General features: G+C 46.4%; 10 protein-coding genes. All 10 read left to right on the top strand.

Going from position 1 to position 15,519, the window contains the following annotated elements; translation table 11 throughout:
- The first annotated feature begins 121 nt into the window (after nucleotides 1–121).
- The 10 genes from fabB to purF all read left to right on the top strand — a co-directional run bounded on the left by fabB (nucleotide 122) and on the right by purF (nucleotide 15,467).
- Entirely contained in the window at nucleotides 122–1,333 is a 1,212-nt protein-coding gene (gene fabB, locus QMA41_RS06040) for a beta-ketoacyl-ACP synthase I (protein ID WP_006959468.1), read from the top strand.
- A gap of 231 nt (nucleotides 1,334–1,564) precedes the next feature.
- Nucleotides 1,565–2,698 carry a 4-phosphoerythronate dehydrogenase gene (locus QMA41_RS06035; RefSeq protein WP_281629110.1) on the top strand — a complete coding sequence of 378 codons (1,134 nt, stop codon included), beginning with the start codon at nucleotides 1,565–1,567 and terminating at the stop codon, nucleotides 2,696–2,698.
- Nucleotides 2,695–3,708, top strand: coding sequence for an aspartate-semialdehyde dehydrogenase (locus tag QMA41_RS06030; protein ID WP_006959466.1), 1,014 nt, complete (start codon nucleotides 2,695–2,697; stop codon nucleotides 3,706–3,708). Before QMA41_RS06035 ends, QMA41_RS06030 begins: the two co-directional genes overlap by 4 nt.
- Before the next feature lie 201 nt (nucleotides 3,709–3,909).
- Nucleotides 3,910–9,510, top strand: a complete 5,601-nt coding sequence (locus QMA41_RS06025) for a FimV/HubP family polar landmark protein (protein ID WP_281629109.1) — start codon at nucleotides 3,910–3,912, stop codon at nucleotides 9,508–9,510.
- A gap of 92 nt (nucleotides 9,511–9,602) precedes the next feature.
- Complete coding sequence (truA, locus tag QMA41_RS06020) at nucleotides 9,603–10,397, top strand: tRNA pseudouridine(38-40) synthase TruA (RefSeq protein ID WP_006959464.1); 795 nt, start codon at nucleotides 9,603–9,605, stop codon at nucleotides 10,395–10,397.
- A gap of 176 nt (nucleotides 10,398–10,573) precedes the next feature.
- Nucleotides 10,574–11,500, top strand: a complete 927-nt coding sequence (gene accD / locus QMA41_RS06015; protein ID WP_019277831.1) for an acetyl-CoA carboxylase, carboxyltransferase subunit beta — start codon at nucleotides 10,574–10,576, stop codon at nucleotides 11,498–11,500.
- 44 nt (nucleotides 11,501–11,544) lie between these two features.
- Complete coding sequence (folC, locus tag QMA41_RS06010) at nucleotides 11,545–12,810, top strand: bifunctional tetrahydrofolate synthase/dihydrofolate synthase (protein ID WP_281629108.1); 1,266 nt, start codon at nucleotides 11,545–11,547, stop codon at nucleotides 12,808–12,810.
- Nucleotides 12,811–13,365, top strand: a complete 555-nt coding sequence (locus tag QMA41_RS06005; protein ID WP_082313612.1) for an SPOR domain-containing protein — start codon at nucleotides 12,811–12,813, stop codon at nucleotides 13,363–13,365.
- 62 nt (nucleotides 13,366–13,427) lie between these two features.
- Complete coding sequence (locus QMA41_RS06000; RefSeq protein ID WP_006959459.1) at nucleotides 13,428–13,919, top strand: CvpA family protein; 492 nt, start codon at nucleotides 13,428–13,430, stop codon at nucleotides 13,917–13,919.
- A gap of 33 nt (nucleotides 13,920–13,952) precedes the next feature.
- On the top strand, nucleotides 13,953–15,467 hold the full coding sequence (gene purF, locus QMA41_RS05995; protein WP_019277834.1) for an amidophosphoribosyltransferase: 1,515 nt from the start codon (nucleotides 13,953–13,955) through the stop codon (nucleotides 15,465–15,467).
- Nucleotides 15,468–15,519 lie beyond the last annotated feature (52 nt).

Below are 15,519 nucleotides of genomic sequence, written 5' to 3'. Positions count from 1 at the left end.
GAATTTTTGTGATGAAGACGATAAAGTTGTGGCGATTGTACGGTTTTCTGGGAAAGCTGACCACTTTTCACAGGTAACTTAGTTATCATCTAGCAGATTTTTGAATTATAGGAATGTCATAATGAAACGAGTCGTAATCACCGGTATGGGTATTGTTTCAAGTATCGGTAACAACGTCGAAGAAGTTTTAGCGTCTCTAAAAGCAGGTAAATCTGGCATTACTGCCTCTGAGCAGTTTAAAGAACAAGGTCTACGTTCACAGGTTTGGGGTGATCTGAAAATCAACCCATCAGAGCATATTGACCGTAAACAGATGCGCTTTATGGGTGATGCGGCTGCGTATGCATACCTATCAATGCAGCAGGCAATCGAAGATGCTGGCCTGACTGAAGAACAGGTTTCTAATGACCGCACAGGTATCGTAGCTGGCTCTGGTGGTGCTTCTGCACTGAACCAAGCATTGGCAGTAGATACTATGCGTGCAAAAGGCGTGAAACGTGTGGGCCCTTACATGGTTCCTCGTACTATGTCCTCTACAGTTTCTGCGTGTCTTGCAACGCCATTTAAAATCCGTGGTGTAAACTACTCAATGAGTTCAGCGTGTGCTACTTCTGCACACTGTGTTGGTCACGCAATGGAGCTTATCCAGCTTGGTAAGCAAGACATCGTATTCGCTGGTGGTGGTGAAGAGCTAGATTGGTCTCAAACTATGATGTTTGACGCGATGGGCGCACTATCTACTAAGTACAACGAAACGCCAGATAAAGCTTCTCGTACTTACGATGCTGATCGTGATGGTTTCGTTATCTCTGGTGGCGGCGGCATGCTGGTTATCGAAGAGCTAGAACACGCTCTGGCTCGTGGCGCGAAAATCTACGGTGAGATCGTTGGCTATGGCGCGACGTCTGATGGCTACGACATGGTTGCTCCATCAGGTGAAGGCGCAGTGCGTTGTATGAAGATGGCGATGCAAGACGTAGACGCAATTGACTACGTGAACACGCACGGTACATCAACACCAGTGGGTGACGTAAAAGAGCTAGGCGCTATTCAAGAACTGTTTGGTGACAACAGCCCAGCAATTTCTGCGACAAAAGCGATGACAGGTCATGCTCTTGGTGCGGCTGGCGTACATGAAGCGATTTACTCTACGCTAATGCTAGACAACAACTTCATCGCACCAAGCGTGAACGTTGAAAATCTGGATGAAGCGGCTCAAGGCCTAGACATCGTGACTGAAACACGTGATGCAGAACTGACAACAGTAATGTCAAACAGCTTTGGTTTTGGTGGTACAAACGCAACATTGGTTATCAAAAAATACCAAGGCTAACTGAACGGCTGGGGTTTCCCAGTACACAGGTTTCCAGAGCTTGACTACGCTTTGATACAAAACGTAGTTGAACAGACGCAGACTCTGACCCATGGAGAGCGGGTCGGGATCCTTTTGTTCTGGAACTTTGCCCGGCTTATGCCGGGCATTTTTCTTTCTGCCGCTAGTGCTCGACAGAGACAGCGCTTTTCTGCACAATCACTGCAATTCTCAAATCAAATCTCTTAAGCCATGAAAATCCTAATTGATGAAAATATGCCTTATGCTGAGCAGCTTTTTAGCCAGCTGGGCGAGGTTGTTTTAAAATCCGGACGTACTCTGAACGCCGATGACTTGGTCGATGTAGATGCGTTGATGATTCGCTCTGTTACTAAAGTGAATGCTGAGCTTATTTCTAAAGCGAATCGACTGAAGTTTGTTGGAACAGCAACCGCTGGTATGGATCATGTTGATCAGGCGTTACTTAAAGAGAAAGGCATCTTTTTCACCGCGGCACCTGGGTGCAACAAAGTCGGTGTAGCTGAGTACGCGTTTAGCGTTATGATGGTACTTGCGCAGCAACAAGGCTTTTCAGTATTTGATAAAACCGTTGGAATTATTGGCGCAGGTCAAGTGGGTAGTTATCTACAGCAATGTTTGGAAGGTATTGGTATTAAGGTGCTCATCAATGATCCACCTAAGCAAGCGGCGGGAGATGAGCGTAATTTCACCCCGTTAGATGCATTGCTTGAGCAAGCGGATATCATTACGACTCATACTCCAATCACCCGTGATGGTGATTTTCCGACTCATCATCTAATCAATGAAACAGTGTTGAATAAGTTACGTGGTGGCCAAATTTTAATCAATGCGGCGCGCGGGCCTGTTGTTGACAATACTGCGTTGAAAGCTCGTTTGAGAAAACAAGATGGCTTTATTGCTGCGTTAGATGTGTTCGAATTCGAGCCAGAGGTTGATATGGAGCTTCTGCCTCTGCTAGCATTCGCAACCCCCCATGTCGCCGGTTATGGCTTAGAGGGGAAAGCTCGTGGAACAACGATGATTTTTAATAGCTTCTGCGAGTTTCTGAATAACGATTTACGCGCACATGCCAGTGAACTTCTGCCTACAGCTCCAGTGCCGGAGTTAGTATTGGACAGAGCTTGGGAAGAATCCACGCTGCACAATCTGACGCAACTTGTCTATGATGTGCGTAAAGACGATGCATTGTTCCGTCGTGAAATCAGTCAACCCGGTGCGTTTGACTTGATGCGTAAGAACTACTGGGATCGCCGTGAATACAGTGCAGTCACGCTAAGAGGAAATGCAGAGGCTAACCTGCAGCCACTAGCGAAATTAGGTTTTCAAATTGAGGTGAGTCAATGAGCCAGCAATATAACGTTGCCATTTTAGGTGCGACCGGCGCAGTCGGTGAAACAATTCTCGAAGTACTTCAGGAACGTAAGTTTCCTGTTGGTGACCTTTTTCTGCTAGCCAGTGAACGCAGTGAAGGAAAGACTTACCGTTTTAACGGCAAAACCATCAAAGTCGAAAACGTTGAGAATTTTGATTGGTCTCAGGTTCACATCGGCCTGTTTTCCGCTGGAGGAGAACTATCGGCTAAGTGGGCGCCAATCGCCGCCGATGAAGGGGTGATTGTCATCGATAATACCTCTAACTTCCGTTATGAGTATGACATTCCTTTGGTTGTGCCTGAGGTTAACCCTGAAGCGATTGCCGAGTTCCGTAACCGCAATATCATCGCTAACCCGAACTGCTCGACGATTCAAATGTTGGTAGCACTTAAGCCGATTCATGATGCCGTGGGTATTGATCGTATTAATGTCTCGACTTACCAATCCGTTTCTGGCGCTGGTAAATCCGGTATTGATGAGTTGGCAGGCCAAACTGCTAAGCTGCTTAATGGCATGCCGGCTGAAAATGAGCAATTCTCACAGCAAATTGCTTTTAACTGTCTGCCGCAAATTGACCAGTTTATGGAAAATGGCTACACCAAAGAAGAGATGAAAATGGTGTGGGAAACGCAGAAAATCTTTAATGACTCGTCAATCACGGTTAACCCGACTTGTGTGAGAGTGCCTGTTTTCTATGGTCATGCGGAAGCACTTCATATCGAAACTCGTGCACCTATTGATGCTCATGAAGTGGCTAATTTATTAGAGCAGACCGAGGGTGTTGAAGTGTTCCATGGTGAAGATTTCCCGACACAGGTTCGTGATGCGGGTGGTAAAGATCACGTGATGGTTGGTCGTATTCGCAACGATATCAGCCACCATAGTGGTATCAACTTGTGGGTTGTAGCAGATAACGTTCGCAAAGGCGCAGCAACCAATGCGGTTCAGATTGCAGAAGTTCTGATTCGCGATTATTACTGAGCGTATTATTAACACTTATAGCAAAGCCTCACCATCGTGTGAGGCTTTTTTAATCAGATTCCTAAATTTAGTGTGAGATTAGTGCGAATATGGCGGCAGCCACACATTTTTTAGCTATGCACCTATAGTTTTAGCGTGTTTATCCGATATATTTAACAGATCATTACATTAAAATTTATTGAGCACATAGCTGAGCCTTCTATGCTTCGAATTTTTAAGCGTCTGCTGCTGCCTGTTGCATTAGTAGCCGTGACTCAGACATCGATTGTTAGTGCAGAAACTATTCGCCTTAAGGGACCTGACGGCGAGATCCAAGCATCGCCGCAATATTCTGATTTTGTCCCCCAAGATCTGCGTAACAACGAGCCTTCTCGCTTTTATGGACCAACTACTTCTCAAGAAACACTTTGGGCTATTGCCAGCCGTTTGCGTCCATCAGCTAGCGTTTCTGTACAACAAACGTTACTTGCTGTTTATCAGCTCAACCCTCAAGCATTTGAAAATCAAAACATCCACGAGCTTATTCCAGGCAGTACGCTACGAATTCCTTCGTTGGCTCAAGTTCAAAGCGTTTCGACACAAGAAGCTGTCAATGTCATGGCGGCCCATCAAGCGCGCTTGACGGATATTCCTGCGGTTTCTCGCCCAACCGCGCAAACCTCGCCTCAGCAACAACCTGAAGAAATGAAACCATCTGACGCTGAAAAGCCAATGATGGATGATACCAAACCGGCAATGCAGCCAAATGCGGATTTAGCAAAAATAGCCAAGCAAGAGCAAAAAGCGCAAGTTTCGACTTTGGAGAAACAACTCGAAAGTTCAGAAGGCGAGTTGATGGCTCTGGAAGAGAAAAATCATAAGTTGCGCTTGATGTTGGCTGATGTTCAGTCCGAAGTGGATGTGCTGAAAGATGAGCTGGGTGATGAGTCTCGCATTCGCAATGAGGTAGAGAAATTACTCGAAGCGGAACGTCTGCGACTTGCCGAAGAGCAGAAAATGCAACCCTCTCCGCTCGATGAACTGCTCTCTAATACTTGGCTTGTCGCTGCGCTGGCTATCATCCCAGGCTTGCTGATTGGCTTGCTGATCATGATGTTGCTGGGTCGCCGTAAGAAAGAAGATTCAGAAGCACAAACCGCGACCGAACAAACCGCTGAACCTGTTGCGCCAATCGCTCCGGATTCTCTTAATGAAGAAGTGGATGATGATTTACTGCTTGATGATGACTTGTTTGGTGAATCAACCGACGATGAAGAAGAGTTGTTCTCGGATGATTCTGGTTTAGATGAAGGTAAAGAAGATGGCGAAGTAGATGTCTTTGCCGACTTAGAAGATAACGATCTCGATTTCAATCTTGAAGGTGAAGATGGCGAAGACCCATTCGCGGGCATCGGGGACGATGGCGAGCTAGACGAAGCGCTTGCCGATATGGATATGAGCTCCAATGGCATCAGTGTGAATAGCGAAGATAAAGCACTGGGCCTTGAAGAAATGGAGCGAGCCCTGGATGAAGTTGTTATTGAGGATGAGTCACCAGAAGGTGAATTTGATTTATCAGATGATGACGATGAGATTTCGCAAGACGAGCTAGACTCACTGCTGGCATCAGATGGAGACTCGGAAGATCTTGGCACCGATGAGTTGGATCAGTCACTGTTAGACGACTTGTTCAATGAAAGTGACACTGATGATGCGAGTGACGATCTGGACTTTGACTCGTTGCTTGATGAGGCTGATGGTGGTTTTGATCTGAGTGATGACGATGCTGGGAGCACCGATACAGATGAGCCTAGTCTAGCGTCAGATAGCGAAATTGATGACCTCTTTGCTCAAGTGGAAGCTCAGGCAGACCTAGAAAAGCTTGAAGCTGAAGCACTTGATGAGACTGCGCTTCTGGATGAAATGGTGGAAGAGCCAACACCAGAAGTCAGTGAAAACAGTACAGACTTACTCGATGAGCTGATTGATGATGGTGAGGAGACAGATCCTAGTTCAGATAAGGCGCTAGATGACTTCTTAAGCGACGATCTAGATCTTAGCGATGACAATGTCTTCGATGAACTGATCACCGATGACAGCAATGAGCTTGATGCAGAGTCAACCGAAACACTTGATGAGTTTTTGTCTGATGATCATACCCAAGATGTAAGCTCACTTGAAGGTAGTACTGAGTTACTGGATGACTTGTTCGAGACACAATCTGAGCAAGAACAGCAAGTTACTGAAGAACTCGGTGATGAAGGCACCGACCTGTTTGAAGAGTTGCTGGAGATTGAAAAGCAGAGTGATGAATCGGTAGAAGAAGAGAATGAAGATCTCACTCTGAGCAATGAGTTGAACCAAGATGTTGCGCTTGATGACGCTGCTGGTACAGATAAATTCTCCAGTGAAGATTTTATCGATGACATGTTGAGCGCTGCGCCCGAAGGTGATCCATTGCTCGATGAGCTTGATTTGGATGAGCCCGATTTAAGTGAAGCTGTATCTGAGGAAGCTGTTGCACCGCAACCTGAAGATGATTCAAACTTTGCAGAGCCAGAGCCAGAGCCAGAGCCAGAGCCAGAGCCAGAGCCAGAGCCAGAGCCAGAGCCAGAGCCAGAGCCAGAAGAGGATGATTGGCTGACTTCAGCGATTGATGAGGTGGAAAACCCTGAATTAGTCGAAGAGTCTGAGTTTGATTTGGCTGAGGACGAAAATCAGGATGCTCTTTCAAGCGATGTAGAACCACTTGAACTCGATGAGCCGGAAGCTACGGGCTCGGAGTCCGAGCACGAAGATGAAGATGATTGGCTGACGTCTGCTATTGATGAAGTCGAAAACCCAAGTTCTGAACTGGAAGAGAGTCATGAAGTTCCGGTTACTTCTTCAGCACAGTTAGATGAGAGTACTGCCATTGCTGCTGAAGAAAATGCGCCTGTTGAGGAAGATTTACTTGCTCAGCAGGAGCAAACGGACACACCATCTGAAGAGACTCCAGAGACTCCAGAGACTCCAGAGACTCCAGAGACTCCAGAGACTCCAGAGACTCCAGAGACTCCAGAGACTCCAGAGACTCCAGAGACTCCAGAGACTCCAGAGACTCCAGAACCAGCAATAGAACAATCAGCGACCCCAATGCCTGAAGCTATTCCAAATGAATTTGGGGTTCCGGAAGATGATGATTGGCTGATTGAAGATGAAGCGTCCGAAGCAATATCTGATGATCTCATGGCTGATACGCCTGCTGCTGAAGAGCCAGAGCTTGAAGCACCTGCCGCTGAGTCAGAAGAGTCGCTAGCGCTGGATGATTTAGATCTTCCAGAGTACAGCGAAGAAGATGCACTGGCCGATGTTGCCGAAGAGCCGGAGCTTGAAGCTCCTGCCGTTGAATCTGAAGAATCATTAGAACTGGATGATATAGAATTTCCAGAATACAGCGAAGAAGACGCACTAGCGGATGTTGCCGAAGAGCCTGAGCTTGAAGCGCCTGTTGCTGAGTCAGAAGATTCATTGGAACTGGATGATTTAGAGCTTCCAGAGTACAGCGAAGAAGATGCACTAGCAGACGTTGCCGAAGAGCCAGAGCTTGAAGCACCTGTCGCTGAACCTGAAGAGTTGTTAGCCCTAGACGATTTAGATCTTCCAGAATACAGCGAAGAAGATGCACTAGCAGACGTTGCCGAAGAGCCAGAGCTTGAAGCACCTGTCGCTGAACCTGAAGAGTCGTTAGCCCTAGACGATTTAGATCTTCCAGAATACAGCGAAGAAGACGCACTAGCGGACGTTGCCGAAGAGTCTGAACTTGAAACACCTGTCGCTGAACCTGAAGAGTCGCTAGCCTTAGACGATTTAGATCTTCCAGAATACAGCGAAGAAGACGCACTAGCGGACGTTGCCGAAGAGCCAGAGCTTGAAGCACCTGTCGCTGAACCTGAAGAATCGTTAGAACTGAATGATTTAGACCTTCTAGAATACAGCGAAGAAGACGCACTAGCGGACGTTGCCGAAGAGCCTGAGCTTGAAGCACCTGCTGCTGAATCTGAAGAATCGTTAGAACTGGATGATTTAGATCTTCCTGAATACAGCGAAGAAGATGCACTAGCGGACGTTGCCGAAGGGCCGGAGCTTGAAGCACCTGCTGTTGAACCTGAAGAGTCGTTAGAACTGGATGATTTAGATCTTCCAGAATACAGCGAAGAAGACGCACTAGCGGATGTTGCAGAAGAGCCTGAACTTGAAGCAACTGTCGTTGAATCTGAAGAATCGTTAGAACTGGATGATATAGAACTTCCAGAATACAGCGAAGAAGACGCACTTGCTGATGTTGCCGAAGAGCCAGAGCTTGAAGCACCTGTCGCTGAACCTGAAGAGTCGTTAGCCTTAGACGATTTAGATCTTCCAGAATATAGCGAAGAAGACGCACTAGCAGACGTTGCCGAAGAGCCTGAACTTGAAGCACCTATCGCTGAACCTGAAGAGTCGTTAGCCTTAGACGATTTAGATCTTCCAGAATACAGTGAAGAAGATGCGCTAGCGGATGTTGCCGAAGAGCCAGAGCATGAAGCGCCTATCGCTGAGTCAGAAGAGTCTTTAGCGCTGGATGATTTAGAGTTACCTGAATACAGCGAAGAAGACGCACTAGCGGACGTTGCTGAAGAGTCAGAGCTTGAAGCACCTGCCGTTGAATCTGAAGAATCGTTAGAACTGGATGATTTAGATATTCCAGAATACAGCGAAGAAGATGCACTAGCGGATGTTGCTGAAGAGTCAGAGCTTGAAGCACCTGTCGCTGAGCCTGAAGAATCGTTAGAACTGGATGATTTAGATCTCCCAGAATACAGCGAAGAAGACGCACTAGCAGATGTTACTGAAGAAGCTGAGCTCGAAGCTTCTCCTTCCGAGTCAAAGGGCTCGCTAGAGCTCGATGACTTAAACATTCCAGGATATATAGAACAAGGAGCGTCGGCGGATGCAATTGAGGAACTAGACCCTGAAGTAAATACTGTTCAACAGGAGGAATCTCTTGAAGTCAACGAGCGGGACTTGCCTGAATTTGACGAACAAGATGCGTTAGCCGAAGCGTTCGATAGTGGTTCTGATGATGTTGACTTCAAACTTGATGAGCTCGAACTACCATCTCTTGAAGAGATTCCATCTGAGGCCATGGATCGTTCTGATGAAGCCGAGGAATTGGCGCATCACGCTTTCAATGAAGCTGCATTTAATGAATTGCTTTCTGAAAGTGAACCAGAACAAACTGCTAGCTTTGACTTTGATAAACCTGTCGATTCAGTCACTTCTGATAGTGCAGGGATGGATATTGAAGCCATGCTGGAAGTGGGGGGAGAAGACTGGAACGGCTTTAGCTTATCCCCTGAACAACAAGCTCAAATTACTGATGATATTCCTGAAGATCAACAGGGTGTATGGGATGATGGTAATCGCCCTGAACAAGCTCAAATCTTAGATGAAAACTGGGAAGACCAAGAAGAGCTGGGTGATTTCAATCCACAAGAAGGTGAGTTCCGTACCATTGATGAGCTGATGGCTGAGGTTGAAAAAGAAGAGCAGCAAAGCTTTGAAGAAGAAGAGTTGAAGCTTGATGTCGGGTTAAGTGACTTCCCAGACGTTATCGGGGATACCGGAGATGTTGATGTTGACAACAATTCAGAGGCGTCTGGCAAACTTGATTTAGCTAAAATCTACATTGAGATGAATGATGCTCAAGGCGCAATTAAGTTGCTAGAAGAGGCTATTGTGGATGGTAGCGACGAGATTCGCCGAGAGGCGAAAAACTTAATCGATGCGATCAACGGTCGATGAATGAGTAATCTACAAGGGGGGTGCTGAGCCCCCTTATCTTTTTTTGCAAAAATGTTTATACTTCCCGCCCCATTTTCAAAGAGAACACCCTGATGAGAATTGCGTTAGGTATTGAGTATAACGGTACTCATTACTATGGTTGGCAGCGACAAAAAGAAGTTAAAAGCGTACAAGAGAAACTTGAGCGTGCTCTGAGTATCGTTGCAAACCATCCTGTAGAAGTGCAGTGTGCAGGGCGCACTGATGCGGGCGTTCATGGAACGGGTCAAGTGGTCCATTTTGACACTAGCGCTAGCCGAAAAATGGTTGCGTGGACAATGGGTGTCAATGCCAATCTACCGAATGATATTGCAGTTCGTTGGGCAAAAGAGGTGCCTGAAGAGTTCCATGCTCGTTTTTCCGCTACAGCAAGGCGTTATCGATACATCATTTTTAATAGCGCATTCCGACCGGGCATTATGTCCTCTGGTGTTAGCCACTATCACGGCGAGTTAGATGCTGAAAAGATGCACCAAGCTGGTCAATATTTGTTGGGTGAGAACGACTTCACGTCGTTCAGAGCGGTACACTGCCAGTCCCGTAGCCCTTGGCGTAACATTATGCACTTGGATGTGACTCGTCACGGACAATACGTAGTGATTGATATCAAGGCGAATGCCTTTGTTCATCATATGGTGCGTAATATTACCGGAAGCCTTATCTGTGTTGGCCGCGGGGAGCAGAAACCAGAGTGGATAAAGTGGTTGCTTGAAGTGAAAGATCGCAAGCTTGCGGGAGCAACAGCGAAGGCAGCTGGCCTCTATCTGGTTGATGTTGATTATCCAGCAGAATTTGAATTGCCAAGAGTGCCAATTGGGCCACTATTTTTGCCAGACAATTTGAACTAATTCGTGATAAATTGTCCAACTAATCAGTTCTTTAGGGCGTGAGACATTAGTGTAAGAAATAGGTACAACCAGTTTTTTGTCTACACTTGGCATTTTATATGCTTTAATCCTCTCGCGTAAATTCAGAATTTTTGTCCTTCGCAAAGTGCGGAGGCGATGAGAGAAAAAGGTCTTCCATGAGTTGGCTTGAAAAGATTTTAGAAAAAAGCAACATTGTTAGTTCACGTAAAGCGTCCATCCCTGAAGGTGTGTGGACCAAGTGTACGTCTTGTGAACAGGTGCTTTATCACGCTGAACTAGAGCGTAACCTAGAAGTATGTCCGAAATGTGACCATCACATGCGTATGAAGGCGCGTCGTCGTCTGGAAACATTTTTGGATGAAAACAACCGCGTTGAACTAGCGGATGAACTTGAGCCACAAGACAAGCTTAAGTTTAAAGATTCAAAGAAATACAAAGATCGTATCTCGGCTGCACAAAAGAGCAGTGGAGAGAAAGATGCCCTTGTTGTAATGAAAGGTGAGCTATTAGGTCTTCCTATTGTTGCTTGTGCGTTTGAATTCTCTTTCATGGGCGGTTCAATGGGCTCTGTAGTTGGCGCTCGTTTTGTTCGCGCTGTAGAAGCGGCTATTGAGAACAACACAGGTCTTGTTTGTTTCTCTGCAAGTGGTGGTGCACGTATGCAAGAGGCTTTGATGTCTCTAATGCAAATGGCGAAAACCAGTGCTGCACTTGAGCGTCTGTCTCAAAAAGGCCTGCCGTTTATCTCAGTCATGACTGATCCGACGATGGGTGGTGTTTCTGCAAGTTTGGCAATGCTAGGTGACGTAAATATCGGTGAGCCTAAAGCGTTGATCGGTTTCGCTGGTCGTCGTGTTATCGAACAGACGGTACGTGAAGATCTTCCGGAAGGTTTCCAGCGCAGTGAGTTCTTGCTTGAGCATGGTGCTATCGACATGATCGTTGATCGTCGCGAAATGCGTCAGCGTGTTGGTAGCCTGATTGCGAAAATGACTAACCAACCTTCGCCTCTGGTGGTTTCTGTGAACGATTCACAAAATGAAGCTGCTTATTCTGTACCAGAAGCGGACGAAAAAGGGTAAAGTAACATACTAACAAACAACCACAATTACTTGGTTAGAGTTAGATGAGTCAAACCCAAATTCCTCAAGCCACATCCCCTCTTGCGATGTGGCTTGATTATTTAACAAACATACACACCTCTGCTATCGATCTCGGTCTAGATCGTGTCCAGGCTGTCGCCGAGAAAACTAATCTAGTTAAACCTGCTCCTACCGTGATTACTGTCGCGGGGACCAATGGAAAAGGTTCCACTTGTGCACTTATGGAAGCCATATTGCTTGATGCAGGCTACTCCGTTGGTGTTTACAGTTCTCCCCACCTAATTCGTTATAACGAACGTGTCCGTATTAATGGCCAAGATCTGGCTAATGAGAAGCACACCGAAGCGTTTGATTTTATTGAAAAGCAACGTGGTGATATTAGCCTAAGCTTTTTTGAATACGGGACTTTGGCGGCGTTGCGCCTTTTCCAAACTGAAAAAGTGGATGTCGTATTGCTAGAAGTCGGGCTAGGAGGGCGATTGGATGCCACTAATGTTGTTGACCATGATGTTTCGGTGATTACTAGCCTCGCTATCGACCATGTTGACTGGCTCGGTGATGACATTAATGTGATTGGCTATGAGAAAGCAGGCATCTACCGAAGTGGTAAGCCCGCAATCTGTGGTCAGCCCAAAGCGCCTTCTACTGTGGCAGCGCATGCTGATGATATTGGTGCAGAATTGTATCAAGTGGAAATTCAATACAACTATCAGGTTGTTGATGAACATACTTGGTGTTGGACGCATGGCCCATACGAGTTAGAAGCGCTTCCTATCCCTGGTTTACCGTTACAAAATGCGGCGACCGCTTTGATGGCACTCGCGACAGCAAATCTGGACTTGTCGGACATCAACATCGTTAAAGGCCTCAACAGCGCTAAGCTACCTGGTCGAATGCAGGTTGTGAGTACGGAGCCTACAATCATCCTCGATGTGGCACACAACCCACATTCTGCTGAGTATTTGGTTGAACGCATTCAACAGAAGTACTTGGATAAAAAAATCCACGCTGTGGTTGCGATGCTGCACGACAAAGATATTAAGGCCACGCTTGAAGTGTTGGCTCCGGTTGCCAGCCATTGGTATCCAGCGTCGTTACAAGGGCCAAGAGCTGCAAGTGCAGCGGAACTTTGTGAGTATCTTCCTGATGGCAATGACCGCTTTGAAGCTCCTGTCGACGCATTTAAAGCCGCGTTGACAAAGGCTGAGGCGGAAGATGTCATTCTGGTTGTGGGTTCTTTCCATACGGTTGGTGAAGTACTCGAACACTGGCAGAGTCAAGGAGAGTAAATGGCAAGTAAGTTTCAAAATCGTCTGGTCGGCACCATCATTTTGGTGGCGATCGGCGTGATCGTATTACCAGATGTCCTTGATGGTAAAAAAACGCATTACAAGGAAGAAATCGCCAGTATTCCGATTAAGCCAGAGCTTGATAGCGATGTAGAAAGCTTCGAAGTTTTGGAGCCCATTGATGATTCTGCAAGCCTACCTGAAACACCAGTTGAAGTTGTTGTGCAAGAACCTGAGGTTCCCGCTTCTGGTGAAAAGGTGAATGATGAACCTTTGCCTGTCGCGGTTAAAGAGGTTCCTGAGCGCAATGAATATCAGGACAGTGCTTGGATTATTCAGTTGATGGCGTTGAAGAACGCAGAGAATGCGAAAAACGTTGTTAAAGACCTACAAAAACGTGGTTATCAAGCACACACAAAACTCGAAAATGGTTTCACTCGTGTGATTATTGGCCCAGATGTATCCAAGAGTAAGCTAGAGCGACAAGTGACTGAGTTGGAAAAAATTACTGGCTCAAAAGGTCGATTGCTCAAATTTAAGCCATTAAATCCATAAGAAAACGTTTGCGTCAGCGTTTTTTCTGTTAAAATGCGCGCCAACTTAAGATGTAAGAACAGATGAATTCGTTAGATATTGTCATTTTAAGTGTGATCGGCCTGTCGGCAGTGATCAGTTTAATTCGCGGCTTCGCAAAAGAAGCGTTGTCTCTGGTTATTTGGTTTGGGGCGTTTTTTATCGCCAGCCAGTATTACGCAAAATTGGCGGTGTACTTTTCCAATATTCAGGACGACATGTTTCGAAATGGAGCAGCGATAGCAGCCCTGTTTGTTTCGACACTTATCGTAGGTGCGATCGTGAATTACGTTATCGCCCAATTAGTACAGAAAACAGGCTTGTCAGGAACAGATAGAGTACTAGGAGTCGTCTTTGGTGGCTTACGAGGTGTTCTGATTGTTTCAGCTGCACTATTTTTTATGGATGCGTTTACATCGTTTCCAGACTCAGAGTGGTGGAGAAGTTCGCAACTGGTACCGGAGTTTAGCCGTATCATTGCCCCTTTCTTCGAGCACTTACAAGCAACATCGAGTTTCTTATCTGGCGCGTTATAGCGCCAGCCATTGTCGCAAATCGAGGGTTAGGACATGTGTGGTATTGTTGGAATCGTGGGTACAACGCCTGTAAACCAGTCTATCTATGACGCACTGACTGTGTTGCAGCATCGTGGCCAAGATGCCGCGGGTATTTGTACCATAGAAAGCAATCGTTTTCGTCTGAGAAAGGCGAACGGTTTAGTTAAAGATGTGTTTGAAGCAAAGCACATGCAACGCCTTCAGGGAACGGTCGGTATTGGCCATGTTCGCTACCCAACAGCGGGTAGTTCTAGCGCATCTGAAGCTCAGCCCTTCTATGTTAACTCTCCTTTCGGTATTACGCTTGCTCATAATGGTAACCTAACCAACGCAGCGGAAGTTCGTGAAAAATTGTTTGAGAAAGACCGTCGTCATGTCAACACCACTTCGGACTCCGAAGTATTACTGAATGTTCTTGCCCACGAAATTGACACAGTGAAAGGCAATGTAGCCGCAGAAGATGTATTTCGTGCGGTGACTAATGTTCATCGTACGATTCGCGGTGCTTACGCTGTGTCTGCAATGATCATAGGTCACGGTATGATTGCTTTCCGTGACCCAAATGGTATCCGTCCTCTATGTCTTGGTAAGCGTGAAGTAGGGGACTCGGTTGAATACATGGTGGCTTCTGAATCTGTTGCGCTGGATGCCGTTGGTTTTGACTTCATCCGTGACGTTGCGCCAGGTGAGGCGATATACGCAACGTTTGATGGTCAGCTACACACTAAACAGTGTGCGGATAACCCTACCTTAAACCCTTGTATCTTTGAGTTTGTTTACTTCTCTCGTCCAGACTCCTTCATTGATAAAATCTCTGTTTACAGTGCACGTGTAGAAATGGGTAAGAAGCTTGGTGAGCGCATCCGTGATGACTACAGTCATCTAGATATCGATGTAGTTATTCCGATCCCTGAAACGTCATGTGATATTGCGTTGCAGATTGCTCAAGCTATTGATAAGCCATATCGCCAAGGGTTTGTTAAGAACCGCTATGTGGGCCGTACGTTTATTATGCCGGGTCAGCAGCAACGCAAGAAGTCCGTTCGCCGTAAGCTCAATGCTATCCGCTCTGAGTTCAAAGACAAAAACGTTTTGCTGGTTGATGACTCTATCGTTCGTGGTACCACATCTGAGCAAATCATTGAAATGGCGCGCGACTCTGGTGCGAAAAAAGTATTTATGGTCTCTGCAGCACCGGAAATTCGTTTCCCGAACGTTTACGGTATCGACATGCCAAGCGCGAATGAGCTGATAGCACATGGTCGTGATAACGACGCTATTTGTAAGCAAATCGGTGCCGATGAGCTAATTTTCCAAACATTAGATGATCTTGTGGCAGCGGTGGGCATGGGGAACACCGATATCACTAAGTTCGAAACGTCCGTCTTTAATGGCGAGTACGTGACTGGAGATATCGATCAGAAGTACCTTGATTTCCTAGAGTCATTGCGTAGTGATGATGCAAAAGTACAGCGCGATATTCAGCAAGAACTGGCTAACCTCGAACTGCACAACGAAGGTGCCTAATCTAAGATTCTCGTTCATGTAACAAAAAGGGTTGGCATGTGTGGCCAACCCT

The sequence above is a fragment of the Vibrio sp. St2 genome (assembly GCF_947311885.1).
Classification (GTDB): Bacteria; Pseudomonadota; Gammaproteobacteria; order Enterobacterales; family Vibrionaceae; genus Vibrio; species Vibrio coralliilyticus.
This window is presented reverse-complemented; position numbering and strand designations above follow the sequence as displayed.

Excerpts from the sequence above, each read along its gene's own strand:
- folC (WP_281629108.1), top strand. The coding sequence starts at position 11,545 with ATGAGTCAAACCCAAATTCCTCAAGCCACATCCCCTCTTGCGATGTGG.
- accD (WP_019277831.1), top strand. The coding sequence starts at position 10,574 with ATGAGTTGGCTTGAAAAGATTTTAGAAAAAAGCAACATTGTTAGTTCA.
- QMA41_RS06030 (WP_006959466.1), top strand. The coding sequence starts at position 2,695 with ATGAGCCAGCAATATAACGTTGCCATTTTAGGTGCGACCGGCGCAGTC.
- QMA41_RS06000 (WP_006959459.1), top strand. The coding sequence starts at position 13,428 with ATGAATTCGTTAGATATTGTCATTTTAAGTGTGATCGGCCTGTCGGCA.
- QMA41_RS06035 (WP_281629110.1), top strand. The coding sequence starts at position 1,565 with ATGAAAATCCTAATTGATGAAAATATGCCTTATGCTGAGCAGCTTTTT.
- truA (WP_006959464.1), top strand. The coding sequence starts at position 9,603 with ATGAGAATTGCGTTAGGTATTGAGTATAACGGTACTCATTACTATGGT.
- fabB (WP_006959468.1), top strand. The coding sequence starts at position 122 with ATGAAACGAGTCGTAATCACCGGTATGGGTATTGTTTCAAGTATCGGT.
- QMA41_RS06005 (WP_082313612.1), top strand. The coding sequence starts at position 12,811 with ATGGCAAGTAAGTTTCAAAATCGTCTGGTCGGCACCATCATTTTGGTG.
- purF (WP_019277834.1), top strand. The coding sequence starts at position 13,953 with ATGTGTGGTATTGTTGGAATCGTGGGTACAACGCCTGTAAACCAGTCT.
- QMA41_RS06025 (WP_281629109.1), top strand. The coding sequence starts at position 3,910 with ATGCTTCGAATTTTTAAGCGTCTGCTGCTGCCTGTTGCATTAGTAGCC.